We start from the raw sequence: 24,226 nt of genomic DNA, 5'->3' as shown, positions 1-24,226 counted from the left end.
TTAAAAAATCCGGGCAGAAAGCCCCAGGCTGAATGAGGTGATGTGAAGTTTTTTCAGGTCGCTGTAGTTGTCGGACCACCGATTGATTAACCCCTGGTAAATACCTGCCTCCGCGGTCAGCCCTTTTACAAGCCGGTACCTTAGTGCAGCCTGCAGCCCGCAATCGAAAAAATTTAACTGTTCTTCGTTAAGGGGGGCTGCAGCCTGAGTGTGGCCCCCACTTTGATGGTTCTGATCTATATCAACATTCAACGAGTTGATGAATGAACTGGACTGTATGCGCTGTTGCTGGTACCTGGTACTGATCTGCTGAAAGCCTTCCGAGCGAATAAGCCTGGACAAACGAACTCCTGTAAGAACAGACCACCGGCTATCAGTCAGTTGGTATTCATAACTAATCCCTGCTGAAAAGAACGTTATGCCATCAAGCTGCAAGTTGTGTGTGGACCGCCAGTATTCGTATGGGTTAATGGTTTCATTGATTGTAATTAAGCCACGCTGGTAACCACTGAAATGCTGATAGCCCAGCGAAAATTCAAGGCTGCCCTGGGTGGAAAGTGGAATTGCTGCCCATGCTGCAGCCCCAGAGCCCTGCCCAAATTGCAGCCAATGGACCACCGGAGCATGTACCTGAAGGCGCAGCCCTGCACTAGGTTCTTTTTGGGCAAAGCTGGAATTAGGCAGAATAAAGCTCCATATTATGAACAGCAGGAATAGATGTTTTTCCATCATTCACGGTTTTACAGCCGATAGTGAATCCCTATCAGGAGGTTAGAAAAATGAAAATTGTTGAACCAAAATGTATCTGTGGGGGGCTGAAGTGCACCTTGCAGAGCGGGGCTGTCAGGCAAGCGTTCGGCTGACCGGGCGTCCAGATTCAGGTATTCACCACTCCGGGAAGTGAACAACTCATAGTTGACGGATACCGCAATGCGGGCGGTAGGCCAGTAGGTATAGCTTAGGCGCCAGGCTTCTGCAATAGCGGTTTGCCAGTCGTAGCTGAAGCGTTGTGCGTACCCTGTGTTGTCATGTACTTGCACCGATTGAGTGTAAGTAAGTAATCCCATGCGGTATTCCAGCCCCAGGTCCCCCTGCCCTATCCGTACCTGAAGCCTTGGCCCTGCGGTGAGGTGCAATGCTGGTAGACGAAACTCCAGGTCATAAACACCCACCCCCGAATTGAGCCCAGCCAGTTGGCTGTACCGGGCAGCCTGATAGCTAAAAGCGCCCTCCATACTTAGCCACGACAATAACCGGTAGGAGGTGCGTGCCGCAACGGGTACTGCATCTCCAAGATGATCATTGCTAAAGTGGGGGCATTCCGGGCAGCTTACCCTGAAGTTGAGCCCGGTTTCCAGCCCTACTGTCCAGCGGGATAGGGCTGCTTCCTGGCTGAAACCGATCCCGGATAATAGAAAGAAGTAAAACAGCAATTGGTATCTTTTCATATCAGGTCATGTTTAGTACGGGATACTAGTGGATTGAGCCGTAAATTTTTGATAGTTAAAGGCTACGCACCCGACAAGGCTTAAGCGTGGAAATACTATCAATTAGTTCGGTCTAGTCGCACTAGTAGCTTTCAAAAATTTCCGGGAACAGGGCTTTTCGGTTGCGCTTTCTTTTGAACCCAACTTCCATGGGCTCTTGCTTTACGGTCGTTGGCATCAGAACTTTTGGCAGCTGCCGTGCGGGTAACAATGGGAGTTCCGGAGGAAGTACCCGTTTTACAGCAGGCAAGCCAGGGTCATAGGTAGCTACGATACGAAAGGGTGTAACCGGGATGGTCCGAACAGGCTTTATGTAAGTTATGCCCGGATTGAGGTTGTTTTCCCGCTCCGGTATTTCTGAAAGGGTTGCATCGTTCTCCCTGTCTTTATCAGGCTGAATATCCTCCTTTCCGGTGCTTACCGGCAAGCTGCCCTGCAATGAAGGCGGCGCCGGTCGGCTCATCACCCACCATACCCCCCCAGCCAGTATCAAGCCGGCCGGCAGCAGCCATTTCCAGGCGCTTGCCCACCAATTTCCAGCATTGCTACCTGCGGCGGGCGGAGTGCTGTCCAGGAGCTGCTCCATGCCCGCCCAGGCTGCCGGGTCGTAGTCAAATTCGTGCGTTTCGACCACCCGGCGCACTTGTGCTTCCCAAGGTTGTTGTGCTTCGTCTTTCATGCCGACTGATCGTTGTTTAAATAATCTTGTTCCAGGGCAGCCTGCAGCAGTTGGCGGGCCTTGCGCAGGCGCCATTTACTGGTATCGGTAGTGATACCGATCATGGCTGCAATGTCTTTGTGTTGGTAGCCATCTATGACGTACAGGCTGAATACTACCCTCAGGTAATCGGGCAGTTGTTGTATGCAGCGGAAGATATCGGCTGCCTCAAGCTGTCCCTCAATACGGCTGTCAATGGCGGTCCGCTCAGGCACTTCCATACGGTAGCGTTCCCGGTAGCGTTGCTCCATGCGCAGGTGGTCCATCGTCACCCGGAAGGTAATGGTAGACATCCACCCCGCAAAGCTGCCGGAATCGGTGTAGTCTGGCAGGCTCCGGAAAATCTGAAGGAATGCCTGATTGAGCAAATCTTTAGCTTCTGCCTGATTGCCTGTATAGCGCATCGGGATACCCAATAGCTTGCCATAGTACTTTTGGTACAACGCTTGCTGCGCCCGCCGGTCGCCCTTCAGGCAGGCCCGCCGCAGCTCTTCGTCCGTACTGTTAGCACTGATTGGCATAGGTGGCTGTTTTACCTATACTATCGTTTGGCAATGGGAAAGGGTGAGTGGGAAAGTGGAATTTTTTTACTCTTCCTGAAAAGTAAGGGTAAAAGTGGTGCCCTGTTTGAGCTTGCTGCGCACTTCCACTTTGATATGGTTCAGGTCTGCAAACCGCTTGACGACATACAGCCCCAGCCCGGTACCTACAATATTTTTGACGTTGTCTCCCCGGTAAAACTGCTGAAACAGGCCCTCAATATTATTTTCAGGGATACCCATGCCAAAATCGGTTACAGCGGCTTGTACTTCACCTGATGGTGCTTCCCATATTGTAATTACAGGGTCTGCTTTACCGGGAGAGTATTTAACAGCATTTTCTAAAAGGTTTTTGAGGATATGTTCCAGTTGGGTACGGTCGGCTTTTACAGTTACGTGCTCCAGCGCAGTGTCCAGCTCTATGGAGCGGTCACCGAGTCCGGGCAAAAGCTGCTGAATCAGGTTTTCCACCAATTCGATGAGGTCAACGACTTCGGGATTGGCAGTTTCACCATTAGTGTCCATTTTGCTGACCAGGAGAACGTCGTCAACCAGCTTGATCATCCGGTCTGACTCAATAGACATCCGGTCCAGGATGCGCCTGACTAAAGGGTCTTCTGCCTGTTCCATGCCCTGAAGTATTTCCAGGTTGGCTGCGAATACGGCCATAGGTGTGCGGAACTGATGGCTCGCCATAGAGACAAACTCTGATTTGAGCTGGTTGAGGGCCTCCCGCTCTTGCTGCGCGGTGCGCTGTTCGTGGATATCTTTACAGTAATTAATGACCTTTTCCGGTTTGCCATGTTCGTCATAAAAAAAGCGGAGGTAAACATTAAACCAGCGCATTTCTCCGGATTTCAACCTGAAACGCCCGGTGTATTCGGCGGTATCGACACGGTCTTTTATCCATTTCTGAAACATGAGTATTATTTCCTGCTCCTGCTCAGGGGGTATGAATGTCGAATAGGATTGACCGAGGACCTCCCCGGGCTTATACCCAAACCGGTACTCAATATTGTTGGAGACCCAGGATATACGGAAGTACTCATCATAAATGACTACGATGTCCGCAGAGTACTCGATCAGGTTAGCATATTCTTCCTTTTGAGCAGCAAGAGCCTCATTGGCTATTTTTGCTTCGTGGATATCCTTGCAGTAGTTGAATACCCGCTCAAACTGCCGGGTTTCGTTATAGAAGAAGTGCAGAAAGACCTCATACCATCGGTATACGCCATCTTTGTTAAGCAGCCGGGCGGTATAAGTGCCTTCTTCCTCTTTATTGCTTGCAAATAATGTTACCTCTGCCAGCACACGGTCCTGGTCATCGGGGTGCAGATAGCCGAGGAAGAAACGGTTTTCCTGAACGGCTGCCGGGGTATACCCCAGTTGCCGCTCCACATTATCCGAAACCCATTCGATTTGCCCCTGGGCATCAGTGATGACCACAATATCAGAAGCATATTCTATGAGCTTTTGGTACTCGATTTGTTTTTCCTCCAGTGCTTTCTGCGCCTTTACCTGCTCTGTAATGTCTACGTGTGTGCCAATAGCCCGCAGTGGCTTGCCATCTTCTCCCCAGCTGATTACCCTGCCACTGCATAAAATATAAATAAAATGGCCTTTCCGGTGCTGATATCGGACCTGTACGCTAAAGGGATAAGCTCCTTTACTCTCAATGTGCTTATCAAACTCAGCAAACATCACCTTAGCATCTTCCGGATCAATTAGCTTTTGCCAGGCACTGGGATGGTTTTCCATTTCATGGTCCTCATACCCAAACATAGCTTTGAAACGGGGGCTGAGGTATTCGTAGTTGGTGACCATATTCCAGTCCCAAAAACCAGCCAGAGACACCTCCAGCAGCTCTTCGTACAGCCCACTGGACATCGGGTAGTGCGCCAGTTGGGCCGGCTGGTAACCGGCCGGCCAGTGCGTACGTGACCACACCAGAATATTAAAGGTGTCCTTTTCTGACTGGTACCGAAAGCAGCGCACCGTCAACTGTATCCCGTTGTTTAGCTCTATAGTGATGGGCTTATTTTGCATGGCGAAATCCGGGGCGAGCAACTGCTGGACTTTTTCTCTGTATCCGGGCTTGATTTGCTGCAGTAAACCAGCATTATCAGTTATGGGGCCTGCTTCGTGGTGAGTAGTGAAGAGCTCTTGAAAGCCCGATCCCCAAAAATGCGATCCGGTAGTTGAAGATACCACACTAACATACTGACCGGGCTCGCTGTACATATCATTGAGCAAACGAACTAACGTATTGGGAGAATCTTTTATTTGTCGGGTTTGCTCGTGCATAGCTAGGTGTTGTTAAAGGTCAAGGAGAAGGTAGTGCCTATATCCTCTTTGCTGTTAACTGCTATGTGGATATTGTTGGCATCAGCAAAACGCTTGACAATATACAGACCCAGACCGGTACCGGCAATTTTTTTGGCATTGGCCGCCCGGTGAAATTGCTGGAAGAGGTTTGGGCGGTCCATTTCAGGAATGCCAATGCCATGGTCTTTGATGTTGATCTGAATCCTGCCATCTGTTAGTCGGCAGGTGTGGACCTCTGGCGGGTCGCGGTGCTCAGAGTATTTAATGGCATTAGAGAGCAGGTTGTGCAAAAGGTGAGTCAGTTGCTCTTCATCAGCTATAATTTCTCCACTTTGTATTTCGCTACGGAGCACAATCGGAGCTTCTTTAAAATAAAAAGATTCATCAGCGAGAATCTGGCGCAGGAAGCTTACAATTTCGACAGGAGTCTTATTGGCCTGTATTTCTTCATTGGAGTTGAGCTTACCTACGGCAAGCACATCATCCACAAGGCTAACCATACGGTTGGATTCCCGTTCCATGCGGGAGAGGATACGCTTCAAGAAAGGGGATTGTGCCTCTTCTGCTTCCATGAGCATTTCCAAATTGGCAGCAAAAACAGCCATTGGGGTACGAAGCTGATGGCTGGCCATGGAGACAAACTCGCGCTTCAGGCGGTCCATTTCGGCTCTTTTTTCCTGTAGTTCGACCTGTACCGTAATGTCCCGGCTGTAGGTGATACCAATAGGCTTACCTTCGTCATCAACGGTGCGGATAGTATGGTTTTCCAGCCACAGATAGTGCCCGTCTTTATGTTTGTACCGGGCAGTATAGGTAAACTCAGGTTGATCCTGCTCAATTTGTTGCAGGAGGTACTGTGTAGCGGGATGCAAGTCTTCCGGGTGTATCAGGTCAAGTAGTTTGGTGCCAATCATTTCATGAGAAGCATAGCCTATTTTACTTTTTATATTGTCTGACACCCAAAGTATCCGGAATACTTTGCTGCTGATAGAAATGACATCGCTGGAGTATTTGATGAGCTGCCGGTATTGCCGTTCCCGTCGTTCTGCCCGCCGTTCGGCTGCCACAAGCTTGGTTTTATCTGAGAAGATAGTCAGCCGTGCCGGTTTCCCATAGTGGTCAATAATGGTCTCTGAAATCTGCGTATCTACCAATTGACCGCTTTTCGTCCGTAGGGTGAATATCAAAAAGGAATGAGCGGTACTGTCACTATTAAATTTCGCAAGCCCTTCGTTTTTGTGACCCTCAGGAAGAAGTATAGTGAAATGCTGCCCGGTTAGTTCTTCCGGTTCGTAGCCAAGTTTGTCTTTGACGACTCGGTTGCAGTTGATTATTGTCCCGGTTTGTTTATCTGCTATGAAGACCATCTCAGGTAGGGTATCAAACAAAACCTGAAACCGGTATGCCCTCAGTTCTGCTTTCTCGGTGACCCGTTTTAGCGCTTTGCGGAGAGCCGCAGACTCTTCCACACTGTGATAAGTGCCAAGGTATCTTGTACCCTCAGCATGGATGGTGAATAAAATGGGGATCGAAGATCCTGATTTATGGCAGAAGTTAACTTCTATCTTATTATGCAAATCAAGAGCTAAATGTCAATTTAGCTGAGTTATCAAAATTAGAGCTGCTGCGATACGGCCGAAGATGTGGACGATAAGCCCTGACAATGACCGAACTTTGCTAGCTCTCTGAATATCAGTATGTTCGATAAGCCAATTAAAAAAGGATTCAATAGGCTGCCGAATCTTAGAAACAGCTTTTGAATAAAGGTCGTCAGCCGCCTTGTGGCGCTGCCTGTCTTGCTGAGGTTGCCCTCGCTTATATTTGACTGGGCACATCAACTCTCCGCCCTGGTCTTGGCAAATTAGCTCCAGTTCGCTGTCGTTAAAGGCTTTGTCCCCAAAAATTGGGAAATGGGCATACTGTTCCAACAACTGCCGCTGTGCTTGTAAGTCATGTTCTGAAGCCGGCCCAATTTGCATAGACTCTATTACAGGTAGAGCACCAGAGCGTGAAAAACCAAGCCCGTGCAGCTTAACACCGAAGTAGTGCATCTTTTTGGTCGAATTATAGCCTTTGTCGCATAGCTCTCTGGCTACCTTGCCAGCCCTTTTGCCACTACACGTTATGATAGGCATGGAGTCAGTAAGCAAAAAAGAAGCCCTGCCTTTTGTGCAGGCAAAAGAATAACGGGCAGCTAAATGGGCTACCAAATGAGGCAATGCACTAGCTAGGCGGTTAAGCCGGGCGTTATAAGCCTGGTAACTTGGAAGCTCCGGAAAACAGTCAGCCCAATGGTGTTTTATATACTCATAGGCGTCCTTAACCCTTGTTTTGCGCTCGTAGGCAAGGCTAAAAAGGTAGCTGCATAAAAGCTCAGAGTCTGTAAACTTAGGCGGTGACTGGTTTTTTGTGTGCCGCATACAGTACCATTGTAGTTCTTGTTCGTATATTTCGCACACGTAGAAGTATAGCTCGATAAGTTGTAGAAGTCGCATTCCACAAACTTAATCAACTTGCTTCTACGTTTTAGTTTGCTCTTGATTCGCATTTATTGTCTTTAGGGGCGGGATACTGAATCATGGCTTCTAAAATGACCCGTACCAGGTTATAGTCAGTGGGGGATATGGCTTCTACAGGAGACTTGAGCTCACCCGGTGCATATCCCAGCAACTTGTATATGGCATCTGAAAAATAGACTTGCCGGGTTTGCCTGTCAAATTGCCAGAAGCCTATGTCATTGGATTGGAGCAGGGGCTCAAAGTCGGTGATGGGTGGTGGTACAGCAGGGGCAATACCTGCTTTCGGGCGATCTGTAAACTGGCTTGGGTACAGTATGCCCAGCCAGTTGGGCCCGTCATGGTAAAAGAGTTGACGAATAGCAAGCAGGGTATGGTCTAATGGAGGCAGAAGCGGGATTTTCTGGTCAAAGGTAGCGGCCAGCAGCCGGTAGCGGTCATGGACCAGAGGCTCAAGTATATTGCGCTGAGGCTCTGGTAAAAACCGGGTGAGTTTGTGAATTGAAAACTGCTCGCCCAGTACAGGATATTCTGAAGCCAGTGCAGGGCTTACCCATATGTGCCCGCAGGAGAGCAACAGAAAAGCGGGTAAGGATTGGAGGTAGGGGTATGTCTCCAGGAGTGCCCGCTCTTCATTTGGTGGAATGGTGATTTCATGTTGGGGAACGTGCATCGTTGTTTTTTTATAGCGTTGGGACGATTAGTTCTATCCTGGTGCCTTGCTTGATTTGGCTGTCTAGGTTAATTCTGATGTTGTTTTGGTCAGCAAACCGGTTGACTACATAAAGGCCTAGCCCGGTACCAGGGATATTGACCGTATTTTTAGCTCTGAAAAACTGACGGAAAAGCTTACTTTGATCTTCCTTAGGGATACCTATGCCATAATCACGAACAACTATTATAGCTTCGCTGCGCTCTTTGTCCACCCTGAGGATTAATTCAGGTTTTGGATGATCTTTTGGCGTATACTTAAGTGCATTGGAGATCAGGTTCATCAGGATATGTTCAAACTGGCTCTTGTCGAGCCGGGCATATACTGGCTCTTCAGGTAGAACTGTTCGGACCTGATTAACACTGCACATTCCATTTTCACAAAAATTTCTGATTACAGAAACGAGGTCAACTTTCTGCAGAGTTGCTTGTTCCAGCCTGCCGCTTTCCAGGCGGCTGATGAGCAGCACTTCGTCCAGCAGGTGGACCATACGATCAGATTCCTTTTGGAGCCGGTTGAGAATGCGCCGGGCAGCCGGATGCTCTTCATTCAGCAGACCGTCCAGCAGTTCTAAATTGGAAGCAAATACTGCAATCGGTGTCCGCAGTTGATGACTGGTCATAGACACAAACTCGCTTTTAAGGCGGCTGATTTCGATCTGTTCATCCGCAATGGCTTTTTCCTGGCTGATGTCCTGGCGATAAGTATATATTCTCTGTTCGCCCTGTTCGTCCGTTAGTAAAACGGATTTGCTCTTCATCCAAATATATTCGCCCTTAGCAGTATGGAACCGCCCCTCAAAATTGATGACCTTTTCCCCGCGCTCCATTGCTTTTTTGAATACCGCCTTCACTCGTTTGTTGTCCTCTGGATGAGCAAACGTATTTAGCTGTTTCCCCAAAAGCTGCTTTTGGGGCACTCCCAATAATTTAGAAAAGTTATCCGACGACCATAGCACAGTGAAGTCCGGGCGCATAATGGTGATGTATTCACTGGAATATTGGATCAGCTGCCGGTAGAGGGATTCCTGTTGTTTGAGCTTTTTTCGCGCCTTTATTATCTCTGTTATATCTGCAAAAGTCATGATGTAGACCGCTTTGCCTTTAAGCTGGGCTTCAGTATAGGTGAGCCTAAGGTACATAGAAGACCCGTCATGCCTGAGAAAGGTATAAGTATCGGATATATTGGATTGCCGCTCAAGAGTTTTACTAATGGGATTATCCTGCCCGGTAGCCTGTAAGATGGAATGGTGTTTTCCGATGAGTGCCTGTTTGCTGTAGCCAAATTTATCGGCCGCGGCCTCGTTACAGTCCATAATGGTTCCGGTATGCTGGTCCAGTACCACGATGGCTTCCGGTACTCCGTTCAGCAAGCGTTCCAGATAGTCACTTGTAGCTTGCTGCTCCAAAACGGCAACTTCGAGCTTGTTCTTCAATTCTTCCTGTTCAGTCACATCCACCCACAGTCCAAACACCTCTCCGGAGGGGCTGCCGTCGAAGGTGGTCCGGCACTGGGCAACAGCCATGATGTGCGCGATATGCCCGGCCTGATGCCGATGCCGGAAAATCGCTTTATAAGGCTGGCCCGTTGTATCCTGGGCTATCTTTTCTAAATATGCCATGGCAAGTGGCATATCCTGTTCTAAGATCGACTCCTCCCAGGGAATGGGTACGGTTTCTGCGCTGTAACCCCGGAATGTGTTGAAAGCCGGGCTGATATAAGAACGTCTCTGATTGGTATCAGTAAAGAATATACCTGACAAGCCGCTGTCGATAAGAGGGCCAAAACGGAGTTGCTTAAAAACAGCCTCAGGTGCAAGTGGATAGCCCGTGGTGATTACTTCAGGCAGGTTAAATTCTACTTGTAAAAGCCCAATCCTGCAGTTCAGTGAGCCCAAATGAAATGATGTCAGATTCAGGCTCGTCAGCTTAAGCGGGGGGGAGGAATCTTTTATTGGAGTGCTGTACCCCTCTGGCAGGGCACTCGCTTTTGAAGCTGGTATTTGTCCTTTTATCCAGTGGTTTACCTTTTCATCGAAAAAAGCCAGGAAAGATGTAGCGCCAATCCACTGAGATGAAGCTGAAAGAGCTTGCTGCAAATTTTGGCTAAGGAAAAAGGTATCCTTGTCAGGAGCGATGAAGTAGTACGTAGTTTTGGCGGTGCGGTCCATGAGCTGAGCCAGGGCTATTACACCGCCTTTATTGTTGGTTTGCATATTTGTTCAGCGATTTTTAAGTATGCTCCCTAGTGCTTTGTATCCCAGGTAAGCAACAGACCTTAGCCTGTTACTCAGAGCTCCAGGCCTGAATGCTTCCGCTGCGTTCGGAAGACGGAGCAAAAACCTGCCTGAGTTTTTGGCCATCAATAGGCTTTTGCAAAAACTGATAAATATTCTTGTACTGCATAGCCCTCTCGATATCAGTAGCATGCATGCTGCTGGTCAGGATGAAAACGGGTAGGTGAATCTCTTGCTGCACCAACTGTTCTACCAGGTCAAAACCACTCATGTCTCCCATTTGCAGGTCGGTGATCAGGAGGTCAGGGCGCGTCGCATCAGAAGTGATGCGTTCCAGAGCTTCTTCCGGACTGCTGTAGCAGGTAAGATTGGCATCAGGCAGGTGTTTCCTGAAAAGGAATTTTAAGAGCGTCAGTTGCATAGGGTCATCATCCACAGCAACAATGTTTGCTTCCGGCGAGGGGAGCCGGAAGTCCCGGAAGCGGAAGCTGCCACTTGCCCGGTAGCCATTGACCTGAGCGGCTACCGCTTTGAGCATTTCGTCCAGTGTTTCCAGCTGGGCACGCATATATTTGAGCTCCTGGTCTTTGATAGGCTGCCCTTGTTCCTCTGCTACATTGAGCAGGGCAAAAATATTGGTCAGCGGAGCCCGCACCCAGTGGCTGTTAATGACCGCTATACTTTCGAGCAGCTCGTCCTGCACATCAACGGTATCTTTGATGCGTTGCTGTGAGGTTCTGAGTTTCTTATAACGCTCCAGTTGTGTAGCAATCGCTGCGTAGAGGTGCTTGGTTTTGAAGGGTTTACGAATATAGTCGTCTGCTCCTTTTTGAATCCCTCTCCGGACATCCTCCTCTTCGACTTTGGCGGTGAGCAGAATCACGGGTATGAGGTCAAAATCAGACCGGCTCCGGATACTGTCCAGCATATCCAGCCCACTACGGCCCGGCAGCATTATATCACTAAGGATCAGATCAATATCGTGGTTGTTCATTAAGTAGAGGTAGGCATCTTCGGAGTTGTCAAAGCTGACATACTCATAGCCCCGGGCAAGCATTAAATCTTCGAGTGTTTCTCGTATGGATGTTTCGTCCTCAATGAGGAGAATTTTGTCTTTTGGTTGCATAGAATTTGTGCATATCAATTATAAACAATATAAGTAAAGTTTACCTGGCATAATCATAAGACACTTTACTCAAAGAAACATCTAGTTTTGGATGATTGGGGAGGGATAGGTGTAAACGGCTGGAGTCCAATTCTGATGCCAAATATACAAAAAAACAGGAAGGCTAAAAAATAGCTGTATTTTTGTTATAAAACATTGTTTCATAGCTATTTATACTTGCCCTGCTCGGCATAAGCTCCGGGCGACATCCCTGTAGCTTTTTTGAAAGCCCGGTAAAAGGTAGACCGGCTACTGAACCCGGAAGAATCAGCAATGGCCTCCATAGTAAGCTCTGGTTGCCGGAGCAGCAGTTGTTTGGCATGTTCTATGCGGTAAGCATTAACAAACTGGAAGAAGTTGCCCCCATGGTGCGTATTGATGCTTTCACTTACATACTTTTGATTGCTGCCAATAGCTGAGGCAAGCGTATTTATGGTCAGATCGGGGTTGGCGTACAGCTTTTTGTCTTCCATGATGCTATGGATGTCCTGGAATAAGTCGCCATGCTTTTGGTAAGCCTGCAGATTGCTGATCTTCCACTTTTCGGTCAAATCCTGATTTAACTGGAAGAGCGCCTTGTTTTGGCTACGCTGTTTACGCCAAAGCAGATAGATAATCAAAGCAGCCGCGGTGATTAGGCTTAGAATGATCAACAGCCCCTGATTCAGCCTTTGGTGCAGTTGGGTTTGAGCTTCCTGTAGTTCCAGGTTTTTTTCCAGTATAGCAACGTCAAACTCTACCTTCGCTTTACTGAGATTGGAAGCTACCTCCTGGGAGAACATCTCTGATCTAATTCTACGGAATTCATTCATGTAGTTTTTGTACCCGGGTAATTGAGCTGCTGGTACGAAAGACTTAAGGATGTTGTCCAGGGTTTCTAATTGGTAGTTTTTGATATCGGTCTGCTTCAATAGGTGCAAAGCTTCCTCCAGCTTCACCCTGGCCTTTGCCCCGTTTCCGGTTTCCAGCATCAACCGCCCCTGGTACAATTTGTAAGTACCGCTGAGCAGGATATCAGAATCAATGTAGCTCCTAAATGGTTGGGCCTTTTTGAGGTAGTATTGGGCCAGATCCAGATTTCCTTGCTGTAAATGATTAACTACAGTGTTGAATAGTATTTGGAGATAATCAAACTTCAGGTCTTGTTCCAGGTAATAACTGAGCGCCTGCTGGTTATAAATCATTGCCGAGTCAAACTTCTGCTCCATTGTGTACGCAACACCAAGGTTTTGATGGCAAAGCGCGATTTGTATACTGTCCTGGCGGCTTTCAAAATACCGCAGGGCTCCCCTGGCATAGCGTTTAGCTTCTTTAATATCGTTGATCTTCACAGATAAGATACTTAGATTGATCCATGTCATATACTTCCCGTCCATATTCCCAATGGATTCTTCGGCGAGGATAGACTGTAGATAGGTATCGATGGCTTTATCATACTCATCCAGGATTTCGTAATTGATACCTATGTTATTGTATACAGACGCTGCTGCCTGAGGGTGGGTCGCTATGTACTGAGTGCCCAGGGTTTTTTCATAAAAAAAATTTGACTTTCTGTAATCACCCTTGTAGTAGTAGGCGTATCCCAGTAACTGATTGGATTTAAAGAGTAAAGAGTCTACGTTATCATCTATGGCAATCCTTAGTACAGCTTCAGCATAAGCCGCGCTGGAGTCTGCATAGTCCGGGAGCAGGGAAAGTGCCCGGTTCAGCAGGGTATCTGTCGGTAAAGGCTTTACCTGTCCTGGGGTAAGCCCCCAACTATGGAGGCTCATTAGGAATAGCCCTGATGCGGTCAGGAGTACCTTGGTTATGTCGTGCATATCTGTAATAACGGGATATTAGTTATGCCAAAAATAGGGTTTATCAGGCATATTTTGGTCAGATGGATATGAATTTTGACACCTATCTGGGAAACGTATCTTCCACGCTGTATGGCTTCGTTATACGCAATACGAAGTGGTCACCTACTGGCGCTGACGGCCAGCACGGGGAACGATAAATGTCGGGTCGTTGATCCAGACATTCATCGTCTGGGATCTTGGATTTGCGACATCGGCCACTGACGAAGCATAGCTTGTCAGGACAGGCGCAAGCCACTTCTCAGCGTAAATGCTGACCCTCCTGCCTTTAAGGTGGTCAAAGCCCAAAGGCGACGGGACACGGGCGAGCATTGAGTAGGTTTGCTGTGGCAAACCACTTAATCGTCAGTATACTATACTCGGAACGGAGAGGTTTGGGCGTAATGCACAAACCCGACGCACGATTATGCCGGTACGCACAGGTATGCCGACCCGAAGTCATGTTTGGTCCCAAACTACTTCGTCGTCGGTATAACCAGTGTGAAGTCCCGGGAGTACGGCTTTCAATGGTTGCGAAATGCTGGCTGCCATTTTGATCAGGAAAAAAACGGATCATTCCTCTTGAAAATAAAAGTATTTTAATATGCTGTAAATCAGGAGGCTTCATGGTGTCCCACTTTTTTTTCAGGTATTGGGACACCCGTTTTCAGGTATTAAGATACTTTGCTTTTGTATTTCAAATACGTTTGTTCACAATGTTATCCCCCCCCCGATAACCAAATACAACAAACAACACCAACTCAGACACGACCGGGCAACACTAAGTTTTTATCACTAATCTCATTAAGATAAGACATGAAACGAATATGCACAATTCTGCTCAGTTTTGGGCTGGGCATAGCCCTGCTGGCGCAGGAAGGGCCGCTGCTGAATATTCAGGGCACCCTGAAGACGATGCAGGGCGCTTCCGTTCCTGATGGCCTTCAGACGATCACCTTTGCCTTGTTCGATCAGGCTGAAGCTGGCAACCAACTCTGGTCAGAAACGACCGAGGTCAACATAGTACGCGGCCTGTACAACCATAATTTGGGGAGCGCTACTCCGCTTGACCCCGCCATCTTCAACCAACAACTCTACCTGGCTACGATTTCCAATGGGATGGAACTCTCCAACCGTACTCCCATGACAGCTGCACCTTATGTACTTGAAATCCTGGGCTGCAAAGGGACCGTAGGCGATGTCAAAATGTCCATCCTGGATCCTGAAGATTTCATAGCCGAAAATGGGGATTGCTGGGTATTGATGGATGGGCGGGGCATAAACAGCAGCGACCGCCTCGCACAGATCAAGGGCTGGCAAAACATACCCGATGCCCGGGGCAGCTTCATCCGGGGTTACGACCCCACCGGGGTCAACGACCCGGACCGGGGGCCCAATCCGCCCGTCGGCTCCTTTCAGGGGGATAGCTTTGGAGCGCATACCCATGAAGTAGGGCCTTCCGATCGAGAGAGTATACCAACTTATAACAGTACAAATAACACCCCTTTACCTGTCCAAATGGAACGGTTGAAAGCACAATACAGAAATATAAAATGTGAGAACTGTTATAGTAGTATCTGGTTGTTCCAGGTGGGGAATACAGGTCAACAAATTTTCGAACATCCATTTATGCATCAACATCGAATTGCCGAAGCGGGCGGCAGCGAAACCCGCCCCAAAAATACCAGCTATTACACCTATATCCGTATCCGATGAAGAACCCTATCCTTGCACTAGCCAAACTCAATTGTACCATGAAGTTGACTTTTCTAATCCTAAGCATGAGCAGTGTGCTGATGCTTTCCGCTCAGTCTCCGTATCTGCTGAATATACAGGGTGCATTAAAAACATCCAACGGTACCGTCCTCCCGGATGGCCCACAGGTGATGGCCTTCCGGCTGTACGAGCAGGCGCAGGGAGGCAGCTCAATATGGGCGGAGACCGTAGAGCTGAACCTTACCGGCGGTATTTACAATCATTACCTGGGCAGTGAAAACCCCATCAATGCCGGTATCTTTTCCAAACCGCTTTATCTGGGTATTGCGGTAGGCGGTGTCGAACTGACGCCCCGCAGCGTACTGACGGCTGCACCCTACGGGCTGACGCAGGTCGGCTGCAAAGGCGCCCTGGGCGATATCAAAATGTCTGCCCTGCCGCCTGCCCAGTTTATAGCCGAAAACGGGGATTGCTGGGTGGAATTGGATGGGCGGGAACTGAGCCAAAGCGACCGCTTGCTGATCACAACGGGCCGGCAGGAAATACCGGATGCAAGAGGCACCTTTCTACGATCGATAGATGAAAGAGGTAGCAACGGGTTGGACCCGGACCGGGGAGCCAATCCCATTGCCGGTTCCTACCAGGCCGATACGTTCAAAATACATAGGCATAGCGGTATAGGTGTTGAGGTTGCTAGTGGTGCATTAGATGGAATTGATGCCCCTTTTTACACGTCTGTCAACAAGAATGGACTAGATGGATCCTCTCGAATGCCAATTCAAGCAGGAGGAGGAAGCTCTATTTACACACAAGCATCGATACAAAATGTATCTTGTGATAATTGCGGCTCAGGGTATAACAATGTTCGCGTCCCCATTAATTTTAATCCTAACCCTCAAAACGACGATAACAATACGGCCAATATTTTAATGCACGGGCACGAGGTTTTTGAAACAGGCGGTAGCGAGACCCGTCCTGATAACATCAACCTATACACTTACATCCGTATTCGTTAATGCAATCATCATTATCGCGGTCAGCTGGTATTTTTCCAGGCGCTTGCAGCAAGGGTCTGTGAATCTGCACCTAAACCGGCAAATTGTTGGCAGTCCTCTAACTCATATAGCCCGTTGCGGGCCTCAAACTAAACAGAACATGAAGGAAATATTGACCTTGTTTTTTATAGCCCTCACCCTGAGCCTTTCCGCTCAGTTTCATCCCATGCTGGATGCGCAGGGCGTACTGAAAGATGCCGATGGTTTCCCGGTGGAGGATGGGCCACAGGAAATGACGTTCCGGCTGTACCCGGATGCTGTCAGCAATCAGGCGCTATGGTCAGAGACCGTTACCCTTGAGGTATCCGGTGGTGCTTACCAGCATTACTTAGGTAGCCTTACGCCTATTGATCAGCGGATTTTTGAAAATACGGTCTATTTAGGCGTGAGTGTGGAAGGCGTAGAGCTCACCCCCCGCAGTACATTCACGGTGACGCCCTATGCCATTGCGCTCACGGGCTGTACCGGTGCGGTGGGCGATGTGAAAATGTCGGTACTCAGCCCTGAAGAATTTACCGCCGAAAATGGCGCATGCTGGGAACTGATGAGCGGGCAGGCACTACCGGCGGAAAGCAAACTGGCCGGGCTGACCAACTGGCAAAGCCTACCGGATGCCCGGGGCCGCTTTTTACGGAGTTTTGATGCACGTGGAAGTAATGGCAATGACTCCGAACGCGGAAATACGCCCATTCCAGGCTCTTTTCAAAATGATGGCTTTACTGCACATAAGCATGCACTTTCATGGCCAAGCAGACTCGCTCCCCCCTTTGCTGGTGGTAATAGTCCAATATTATCCATTATGCGAGGTGTTTACGGCTGTAGTACTTGTTGGCCTGACGCTATTACTTTTCTTCCTATGGAAAGTGGTGATCCGCCTAACCTAAATATCCTGGCACATACCCACGATATACCTCAGGAAGGCGGCACTGAGACCCGCCCCAAAAACATCAACCTGTACATCTACATGCGCACCCGCTAAACGATTAAAGCACAAAAACGATGAAAAAAATAACCATAGTATTGCTGTGCCTATGGGGCATAGCCATTCAGGCAGCCTACGGGCAGCAGCAAGAGACGGAGTGCAACCCACTCGGTGATACGGCTCCCGCATCGGGGGAAGTCTTCCTTTCCTACGGCGGTATGGTCAACGCGGTCAGCAGTTCCCGCCGCATGGATTTCACCTTTGGGCAGCTGCTCACCGGGCAGGCTTTTTCTCCCAACCGCTCCACGGAGGGCGGCTTCTGGGCCCGCTACCTGCTGCCGCCTTTGCCCACTTTAGTGCGGGCTTCAGAGGGCGACTTCGCAGACCGCATCGAATTATCCTGGGCGCTCGACCCCCTGAGCTCAGGGGTGACCGAGGGCTTCAATATCTATCGCAATGGCTCCCTGTTGGCGGTTATCGGCCCCAATGCCCGAAACTACATTGACTTTAATGTACAGGCTGGTGAGTTTTACGAGTATGAAATCGCCGGGATTAATGCTTTTGGAGAGGGGCGCCCGGGTGAGAACGTCGGTTTTGTCAACCCTAACGGAGTGGTCACCGGTTCAATTCGCACCACAAGCAACAATCCGGTAGCTGGAGTGGAAGTCGCCCTGCAGCCCACCAAGGGCTATTCCCTTAGCTTCGATGGGGAGGAGGACTACCTCTGCGTATCCTATCAGGATACCTTGCCTCAGTCAGACTTTACCGTCATGGTCTGGGTGAAGATAGGCAATCAATACGACCGCAGCGGCATCATTGACCTGGGGAGCGACCTCAATCACAACTGGTGGATAGAAACCACAGCGGCCGGGCAAAACAAAGGCGTTATCGTAGGCTTGGGTAACGGGACCGGTCGTGCTGAACTCGCCTATGAATATCCGACCGGGCCCGATATCTGGCACCAAATCACCTTCACCTACGGTAGTGGCAGGGGCGTACTTTACGTTGACGGGCAATTCGCCGGCACGCTAAATGGTGCAATGGCGCATCAGCCTGCCCTGTTTAACATCGGCAGCGACCGCACGCAGTCGAGACGCTTCAAAGGGCAGCTCGATGACATCCGCATCTTCAACCGGGTGTTGCAGCAGTCCGAAATCATCGCCTACCAAAAAATTACGTTGTCTTCCAAGACAGAGGGGCTGATTGCCTACTGGAAGTTTGATGAAGGCATGGGGGGAAAAACATTTGACGTAACCGCTAATGATTTTGACACGCCGGTTGGAGGTGCCACGTTCACCACCGACAACCCCGGCATCTTAAATGCGGGCATTACGGATGCCGGCGGGTTCTACACCATTGAGAGTATCAACTACAGTTCGGGGCAATCCTTTACGGCGGTCCCGACCAAAAAGTTCTACAGCAACTATGCGCTGGAGTTCAACCCGGTATTCAACAGCCGGGCGAAGCTGACAAAATTCAATCTGCCGGATACGGCCACGATTGAAATCATTGCTCAACCCTTTGATGCACAAACCCGGCAGACGCTCTTGTACCACGAAAGCGGCGCTATGGAGTGGTATGTACACAACGGACAGTATCATATACAGGCGAACGGGCAAACCCACGCCCTGGGAACTGTGGCGCAGGGCTATCATGGGCTGGCGCTGCACCTCAACCGGGCCACCGGCGCTGCTGCGTTTTTTATTGATGGGGTGGAGTCTGCCACCTTCAACATCGGCACCTTTACGGATGACCTCGCTCAGCAGTTTTGGCACGTAGGCGCTCAGCCCAATCCGAACGAACCCTACACCTTGTTGGGGCTGGTAGACGAAGTGGCTGTTTTTGATGAATTACTGACGGTCAATGAGCTGCAGGTACATGCTTCTCCGGCCAGTGCCGGCATTGACCCCGGCACGCCCTCCCTGCTGCACTACTTCAGTTTCAACGAAGGTGGCGGAGTAGAAGTCCGGGATGCCGGTATTGCCATGACCGGTTTTGGGGCAGTTGAGGGCGCTATGTTCACCCCCCTGGGAATCCGGCAGGAAGAAGACAACCGTCTTTTTACACCGGAAACCCGTATTGTCAATTTGAACAACAGCAATACCGCAGTCAGTCAAATCGACTTTACCGACAACTCCGCTGTCCCGGTATCCGGAGTAGTCCGTTTTGCAGATACCGATTGCTTTGAAGCAGGAGCGGAGATCCTGGTCAATGGGGCCGGGGCAACCCCACCTATTTATACGGATGAAAACGGACGCTTCCTGGGGGATTTTGAGCCAGGCTCCAACATCCGGCTTTCCGTGACCAACCTGGGGGGGACGACCTTCGACCCCCTGCAATTTGAAGCTTACAGCTTACAAACCCCTCTGGCTGGCGTACAGTTTTTGAATAAGACCAAACGCACCATCCGGGGGCAGGTAGCCGGTGGACTGTGCAAGAAGTCTGTCATTCCGGAGACTGGAGCGGTGGAAGTGACGGTGGAGACTCTGAATGGCTGTTATAAAGAAAAAGTCGTAATTGATAACGAAGCGGGGTGGTTTGAATTCGATAATGTGCCCCCCGATTCTGTGACAATTGCTGTGACCAAGCACCCAATCGGTGATATACTGCAGTATTTTGGCAATCAGGGTGGATTGACCCTCGATATGCGGTCAACCGAGCTGGACTCCGTGGAATTTATTTACAGGTCTGATCCTCAGGTAGTCATACAGGACTACTTCGGTACGAATGCGCTGGGTGATAAGTTTACTAATTTTGGAGAGCCTACCTTTGTGGACATCCGGGTACAAGAGGCGTACCTGGAACCTACCGAAGTCTGTTACCTGGACTCTGCTGAGCTGACCATCAAAAACGGTATTGCTGATTTGGGCGATATTGATACCGTGATGACCAACGGCGTACTGCGGCATCATTTCACGACTTCTTATCCTAACGTCGTAGCGCCCTACAAGAAAACCCTGGAAGTGCTGGCCTTGTCGAATGGAGCGAACTCCAATACCTCATTTGATATGGTGGTTTTGGGGAGGAAACCCCGGGCATCTACCTCCGTGGCTACTTCTCCCAGTATTCCCTTCATGATTTTAAGGGACCCGCCAGGTGATGGCAGCTACTCCTATATAGAATCAGGTACGACTGCTTGCCTGGGGCTGTCGGTTGCAGGTTATGCTGGGGTAGATAGAACGGATGCCGTTACGGCACATTTAGGGCCTGATTTTGAAGTGGGGGTAGCTTTTGCAGGCAATGCTACAGCAGAGGTTGATATCGTTCAAGACATAGGGTTTTCTCTTTCTGCTCAACTTAATGCTTACACCGAAACTTCACTAAACACTTGCCTGACAACAAACACTACCATTTCGACGGATGACAGTGACCTGATTGTGGGCAGCGAAATGGGAGGAGATGTGTATGTAGGTGCAGCCTTAGCTATCACCTATGGGACTACCGACGAACTCCAATACCTGGAGGACGAGCAGGGGCCAAGGTATCAACTCGATAACGGGATCTGGGCCAACCCCTTTGGCATCGCATCTACTTTCCTGTACACGGAAAACCACATCAAAAACAACGTCATCCCACAGTTGGAAACCCTGGGCGATGAGATCAGTATTGCGATGTGGGAGAGCATAATCACTTATAATGAAGTTCTAAAAGCAGCGGCGGTACTGCCAGTGGGCTCTTTCCTTTACGGCAATGGCGTCACTTATGAAGAATCCACTACTATTGAGGCTAGCGCAGAGGTCACAACCGGCTTAGAGTTTGAAGTCAGAGCTGGTATAAACATGGCTAACGGTGGCACAGTAGCCGGTCTGGGCGCTGTCACTGAAATGGATCTTGGTTTTACAATTGGAGGGCGTACTGAAACATCTGTCGCATTATCCACTTCCAACACCGTTGGCTATGTTCTGGCAGATGATGATGCCTTTGACAACATAAATGTTTTGGTGACAAGGGATCTGCTCTATATGACGCCAGTCTTCAAACTGCTCAGCGGGCAGACTTCCTGCCCGCACGAACCGAATACGCAGCATCGGGAAGAGGTGCAGCTGCAGGCCAACACAACGATTGCCACCAATGTGGAGGCTGATGAGGGCGCTTCCTTCAACCTACTGCTTGGCAATGCGGCCCCCTCCGGCGATATTGGATTTTACACTCTGGCACTCGTACCGGAGAGCAATCCCAACGGTGCTGCCCTGTTGCTGAACGGAGATGGCTTGGCAGGCGATGGCGAAGTCTATACCATCCCTGCCGGGGAAAGCATCCCGGTGACCCTGACCATTGAGCGGGGGCCGGAGGCTTATACTTATGAAGGGATCAGAGTAGCCCTGTTTTCGCAGTGCGAATACGAAAGAGCAGTATCCCTGGGCATGTCCCGGGAGCAGATAGACCCCAAATTCTACCGGGAGCTGGAGTTTAATGTCTATTTCCGGGAGCCCTGTAGTGAGGTCCAGATCACTGACCCGGGGGAAGGATGGGTCATCACACCCAATGATAACAACGAGTTGAAACTCATCCTTGAAGGCTACGATGCAGATGAAGAAAGCCTTGAGCTCATCCGCGTACAATACCGCCTGAGCATGGGCGATGGCAACTGGATAAATATCACCGAAATTCCCCGACAGCAGTTGGGCAATTTGTTCCAGGAAGTCACCTGGAATATGTCTCAGCTGGCTGATGGCGAATACGAAGTCCGCGCCCTGACTGTATGCACAGATCCGACCCTGGCATCCGGGTATTCTAAAATCATCAAGGGGCGGAAAGAAACAGAGCCTCCTAAGGTATTTGGTACGCCTCAACCTGCCGATGGCGTGCTGAGCCCCGGAGATGAAATCTCGGTCATGTTTACCAAACGGATCAACTGTAACGGTATCATTCAGGCGGCAGGCACCGGAACAGGGATGATTGACAATAATAACCTGGGGCTGTACGATGCCACTACTGGTGCGCTGATTGACGCCATCGTAACCTGTGTGGATGATGAAATCCGGATTGTCCCTAACGTCGCCAATCAGTTTATCGAAAACCGCGTACTGCGGGTAAGGCTGGAGGAGATCGAAGACCTGGTCGGCAATCAGATTGAGGCGCCCATCGTCTGGGAGTTCCTCGTCAACCGTTCCACCCTCTTTTGGGAAGGCGGGGACATCAACACCGTTGCCATGGAAGGCGAGTCGGTCACAGTCACCCGCAATATCCGCAATCAGGGGGGCTTCTCGGCAAGTTTCAACTTGGAGGATATCCCGGACTGGGTGGATGTATTCCCCACCGCCGGGCTGATTGCGCCGGGGGCCTTTGAAACCATTACCTTTGAGTTCCCGGCTGACCTGGTCGGAGGGCTATTCAATGGTACGCTGCGCATGGAAACGAGTGAGGGTAACGAGCCCCTGAACATTGACCTGAGGGTAGCCTGCCCGCCGCCGGCCTGGAATATTAACCCGGCAGATTATTCCTACTCCATGAACCTTGCTTTACAGCTTAATATTGAAGGGGTGCTTTCTACCGACAAGCTGGATATTGTCGGAGCATTTATCGACGGGCAACTGCGCGGCTACGCTAAAGTAGAAGCTGTGCCGGAGCTAAATACCCACATGGCGTTCCTTACGGTTTACAGCAATGCACCAAACGGACAGACGGTCGAGTTCAGGGTCTGGGATGCCTCTGCCTGTCTGGTTTACGGGCCGGTAGCACAGTCCTTCCCGTTTGTAGCCGACAGTTTTGTAGGCTCCCTGCAAAACCCGGAAGTCCTCACGACCAATAATCTAGTCTTGCGGCAAATCCCAATTTACCCGGGCTGGAACTGGATTTCTTATAATGTCAACCTGCCCGACCCATCTATAAATGCTGCCCTGGGCAGCTTGAGCAATCCGGCAGGGGCTACGATCAAAGGGCAAACGGCATTCAGCCAGTATTTTGCCGAAGCTACAACCTGGGCGGGCTCATTGAACACGCTGTCTCACGAGACCATGTATCAATATCAGTCTACTGTCTTTGATTCCATCCTGCTTGCCGGCCAGCCGATTGACCCTTCTGCCAGCCCCCTGGCCCTGCAAGCGGGCTGGAACTGGATCGGTTATTTGCCGCAGCAAGGCATGGGTGTTAATGAGGCACTGGCTTCTCTCAGCCCACTCAACGGTGACCTGATCAAAGGGCAAACCGGCTTTGCACTCTACGATGCCGGGGCCGGCTGGCTGGGAAGCCTCGATTTTATGAGCTTCCCACGTGGCTACCTCTTATACCTGAGCAACCCCGGGACACTGACTTACCCTGCTAATTTCACGGGCGGAGGTACAGCGCAGTATCGGGGGCCGGCCATCGCTGAACGTAGTGGTGCTTTAGGCCATTACTGGGAAGTGGACCCCTTCGCTTTTGAGTACACCATGAACCTTGTGGCCGTGGTGGCCAGTGAGGAGGTGGACAATTGTTTGTCTGCTGACCACGAAATCGCCGCCTTTGTTGGCGAAGAGGTTCGGGGCAGTGGCAAGCCAGTCTATATTGAAGCCCTTGATGCTTACCTGCTGTTCCTGACGATTTATTCCAACGAGCAGGGCGGAGAACCTATCACTTTCAAAATGTATGATGCTGTTGCTGAGACTGAAACGGGGCTGAATGAGAGCTATGTATTCATTGCCAACCGGCTGGAAGGCAGTATTGAAGCGCCGGAAGTCCTGACATTCAGCACACCGGTATCTGCCAGGGAAGAGAGGCGCAGACTGGACGGGTTTAAGGTATTCCCTAATCCGGCAAAAGAAGAGGTGTTCTTTGAATTTGTATTGTCTGAGCCTGGGCCGGTACAACTGTTGATAACCGATGCGCTCGGCCGTCAGATAGGGCGTGTGGAGGCAGAAGCCGAAGCCGGGGCTAACCTGCTGAACTGGCAGGCCGGGCAATGGCCACGAGGGTTATACACTGTAACCCTGCTCCATGGGCAGAAGGCCGTGTCAAAGTTGCTGGAACTGCGCTAACCCATCAGTCTCATTGCTCCTTGCGGCTAAAATGCCGCAAG

The 24,226-nt window shown here is 50.0% G+C and carries 15 protein-coding genes; 4 read left to right on the top strand and 11 right to left on the bottom strand.

Annotated elements, in window-relative coordinates:
* The 11 genes from ACO08I_RS16725 to ACO08I_RS16675 form a co-directional block, all read right to left on the bottom strand.
* Positions 1-732, bottom strand: coding sequence for a hypothetical protein (locus ACO08I_RS16725; protein ID WP_421946538.1), 732 nt, complete (start codon positions 730-732; stop codon positions 1-3).
* Positions 733-740: 8 nt separating this feature from the next.
* Positions 741-1,448: a hypothetical protein gene (locus ACO08I_RS16720; RefSeq protein ID WP_421946537.1), complete on the bottom strand. Its 708-nt coding sequence runs from the start codon at positions 1,446-1,448 to the stop codon at positions 741-743.
* 121 nt (positions 1,449-1,569) lie between these two features.
* Positions 1,570-2,166, bottom strand: coding sequence for a hypothetical protein (locus tag ACO08I_RS16715; RefSeq protein WP_421946536.1), 597 nt, complete (start codon positions 2,164-2,166; stop codon positions 1,570-1,572).
* A complete protein-coding gene (locus ACO08I_RS16710; protein WP_282777012.1) occupies positions 2,163-2,726 on the bottom strand; it encodes an RNA polymerase sigma factor in 564 nt (187 codons plus the stop codon). Before ACO08I_RS16710 ends, ACO08I_RS16715 begins: the two co-directional genes overlap by 4 nt.
* A gap of 66 nt (positions 2,727-2,792) precedes the next feature.
* Complete coding sequence (locus ACO08I_RS16705; RefSeq protein ID WP_421946535.1) at positions 2,793-5,048, bottom strand: PAS domain S-box protein; 2,256 nt, start codon at positions 5,046-5,048, stop codon at positions 2,793-2,795.
* Positions 5,049-5,050: 2 nt separating this feature from the next.
* On the bottom strand, positions 5,051-6,646 hold the full coding sequence (locus tag ACO08I_RS16700) for a PAS domain-containing sensor histidine kinase (RefSeq protein WP_421946534.1): 1,596 nt from the start codon (positions 6,644-6,646) through the stop codon (positions 5,051-5,053).
* A gap of 15 nt (positions 6,647-6,661) precedes the next feature.
* A complete protein-coding gene (locus ACO08I_RS16695) occupies positions 6,662-7,489 on the bottom strand; it encodes a transposase (protein WP_421946533.1) in 828 nt (275 codons plus the stop codon).
* A gap of 106 nt (positions 7,490-7,595) precedes the next feature.
* Positions 7,596-8,258 (bottom strand): hypothetical protein, encoded by a 663-nt coding sequence (locus ACO08I_RS16690; RefSeq protein WP_421946532.1) that lies wholly within the window; start codon positions 8,256-8,258, stop codon positions 7,596-7,598.
* A gap of 10 nt (positions 8,259-8,268) precedes the next feature.
* On the bottom strand, positions 8,269-10,512 hold the full coding sequence (locus ACO08I_RS16685; RefSeq protein ID WP_421946531.1) for a PAS domain S-box protein: 2,244 nt from the start codon (positions 10,510-10,512) through the stop codon (positions 8,269-8,271).
* Positions 10,513-10,582: 70 nt separating this feature from the next.
* Entirely contained in the window at positions 10,583-11,659 is a 1,077-nt protein-coding gene (locus tag ACO08I_RS16680; RefSeq protein WP_282777016.1) for a response regulator, read from the bottom strand.
* 206 nt (positions 11,660-11,865) lie between these two features.
* Positions 11,866-13,518: a helix-turn-helix domain-containing protein gene (locus tag ACO08I_RS16675; protein ID WP_421946530.1), complete on the bottom strand. Its 1,653-nt coding sequence runs from the start codon at positions 13,516-13,518 to the stop codon at positions 11,866-11,868.
* 834 nt (positions 13,519-14,352) lie between these two features.
* On the opposite strand from ACO08I_RS16675, the gene ACO08I_RS16670 reads away from it, so the two are divergent.
* The 4 genes from ACO08I_RS16670 (at position 14,353) to ACO08I_RS16655 (ending at position 24,185) form a co-directional block, all read left to right on the top strand.
* Positions 14,353-15,252 (top strand): hypothetical protein, encoded by a 900-nt coding sequence (locus tag ACO08I_RS16670; RefSeq protein ID WP_282773651.1) that lies wholly within the window; start codon positions 14,353-14,355, stop codon positions 15,250-15,252.
* 38 nt (positions 15,253-15,290) lie between these two features.
* Complete coding sequence (locus tag ACO08I_RS16665) at positions 15,291-16,268, top strand: hypothetical protein (RefSeq protein ID WP_282773653.1); 978 nt, start codon at positions 15,291-15,293, stop codon at positions 16,266-16,268.
* Between the two features lie 139 nt (positions 16,269-16,407).
* Positions 16,408-17,286: a hypothetical protein gene (locus tag ACO08I_RS16660; protein ID WP_421946529.1), complete on the top strand. Its 879-nt coding sequence runs from the start codon at positions 16,408-16,410 to the stop codon at positions 17,284-17,286.
* A 20-nt stretch (positions 17,287-17,306) separates the two neighbouring features.
* Complete coding sequence (locus tag ACO08I_RS16655) at positions 17,307-24,185, top strand: LamG-like jellyroll fold domain-containing protein (protein ID WP_421946528.1); 6,879 nt, start codon at positions 17,307-17,309, stop codon at positions 24,183-24,185.
* The last annotated feature ends 41 nt before the right edge of the window (positions 24,186-24,226 follow it).

The sequence above is a fragment of the Phaeodactylibacter xiamenensis genome (assembly GCF_965229835.1).
GTDB classification, from domain to species: domain Bacteria; phylum Bacteroidota; class Bacteroidia; order Chitinophagales; family Saprospiraceae; genus Phaeodactylibacter; species Phaeodactylibacter xiamenensis.
Note: the sequence above shows the minus strand (reverse complement) of the source record. Positions and strands in the feature narration are given on the sequence as shown.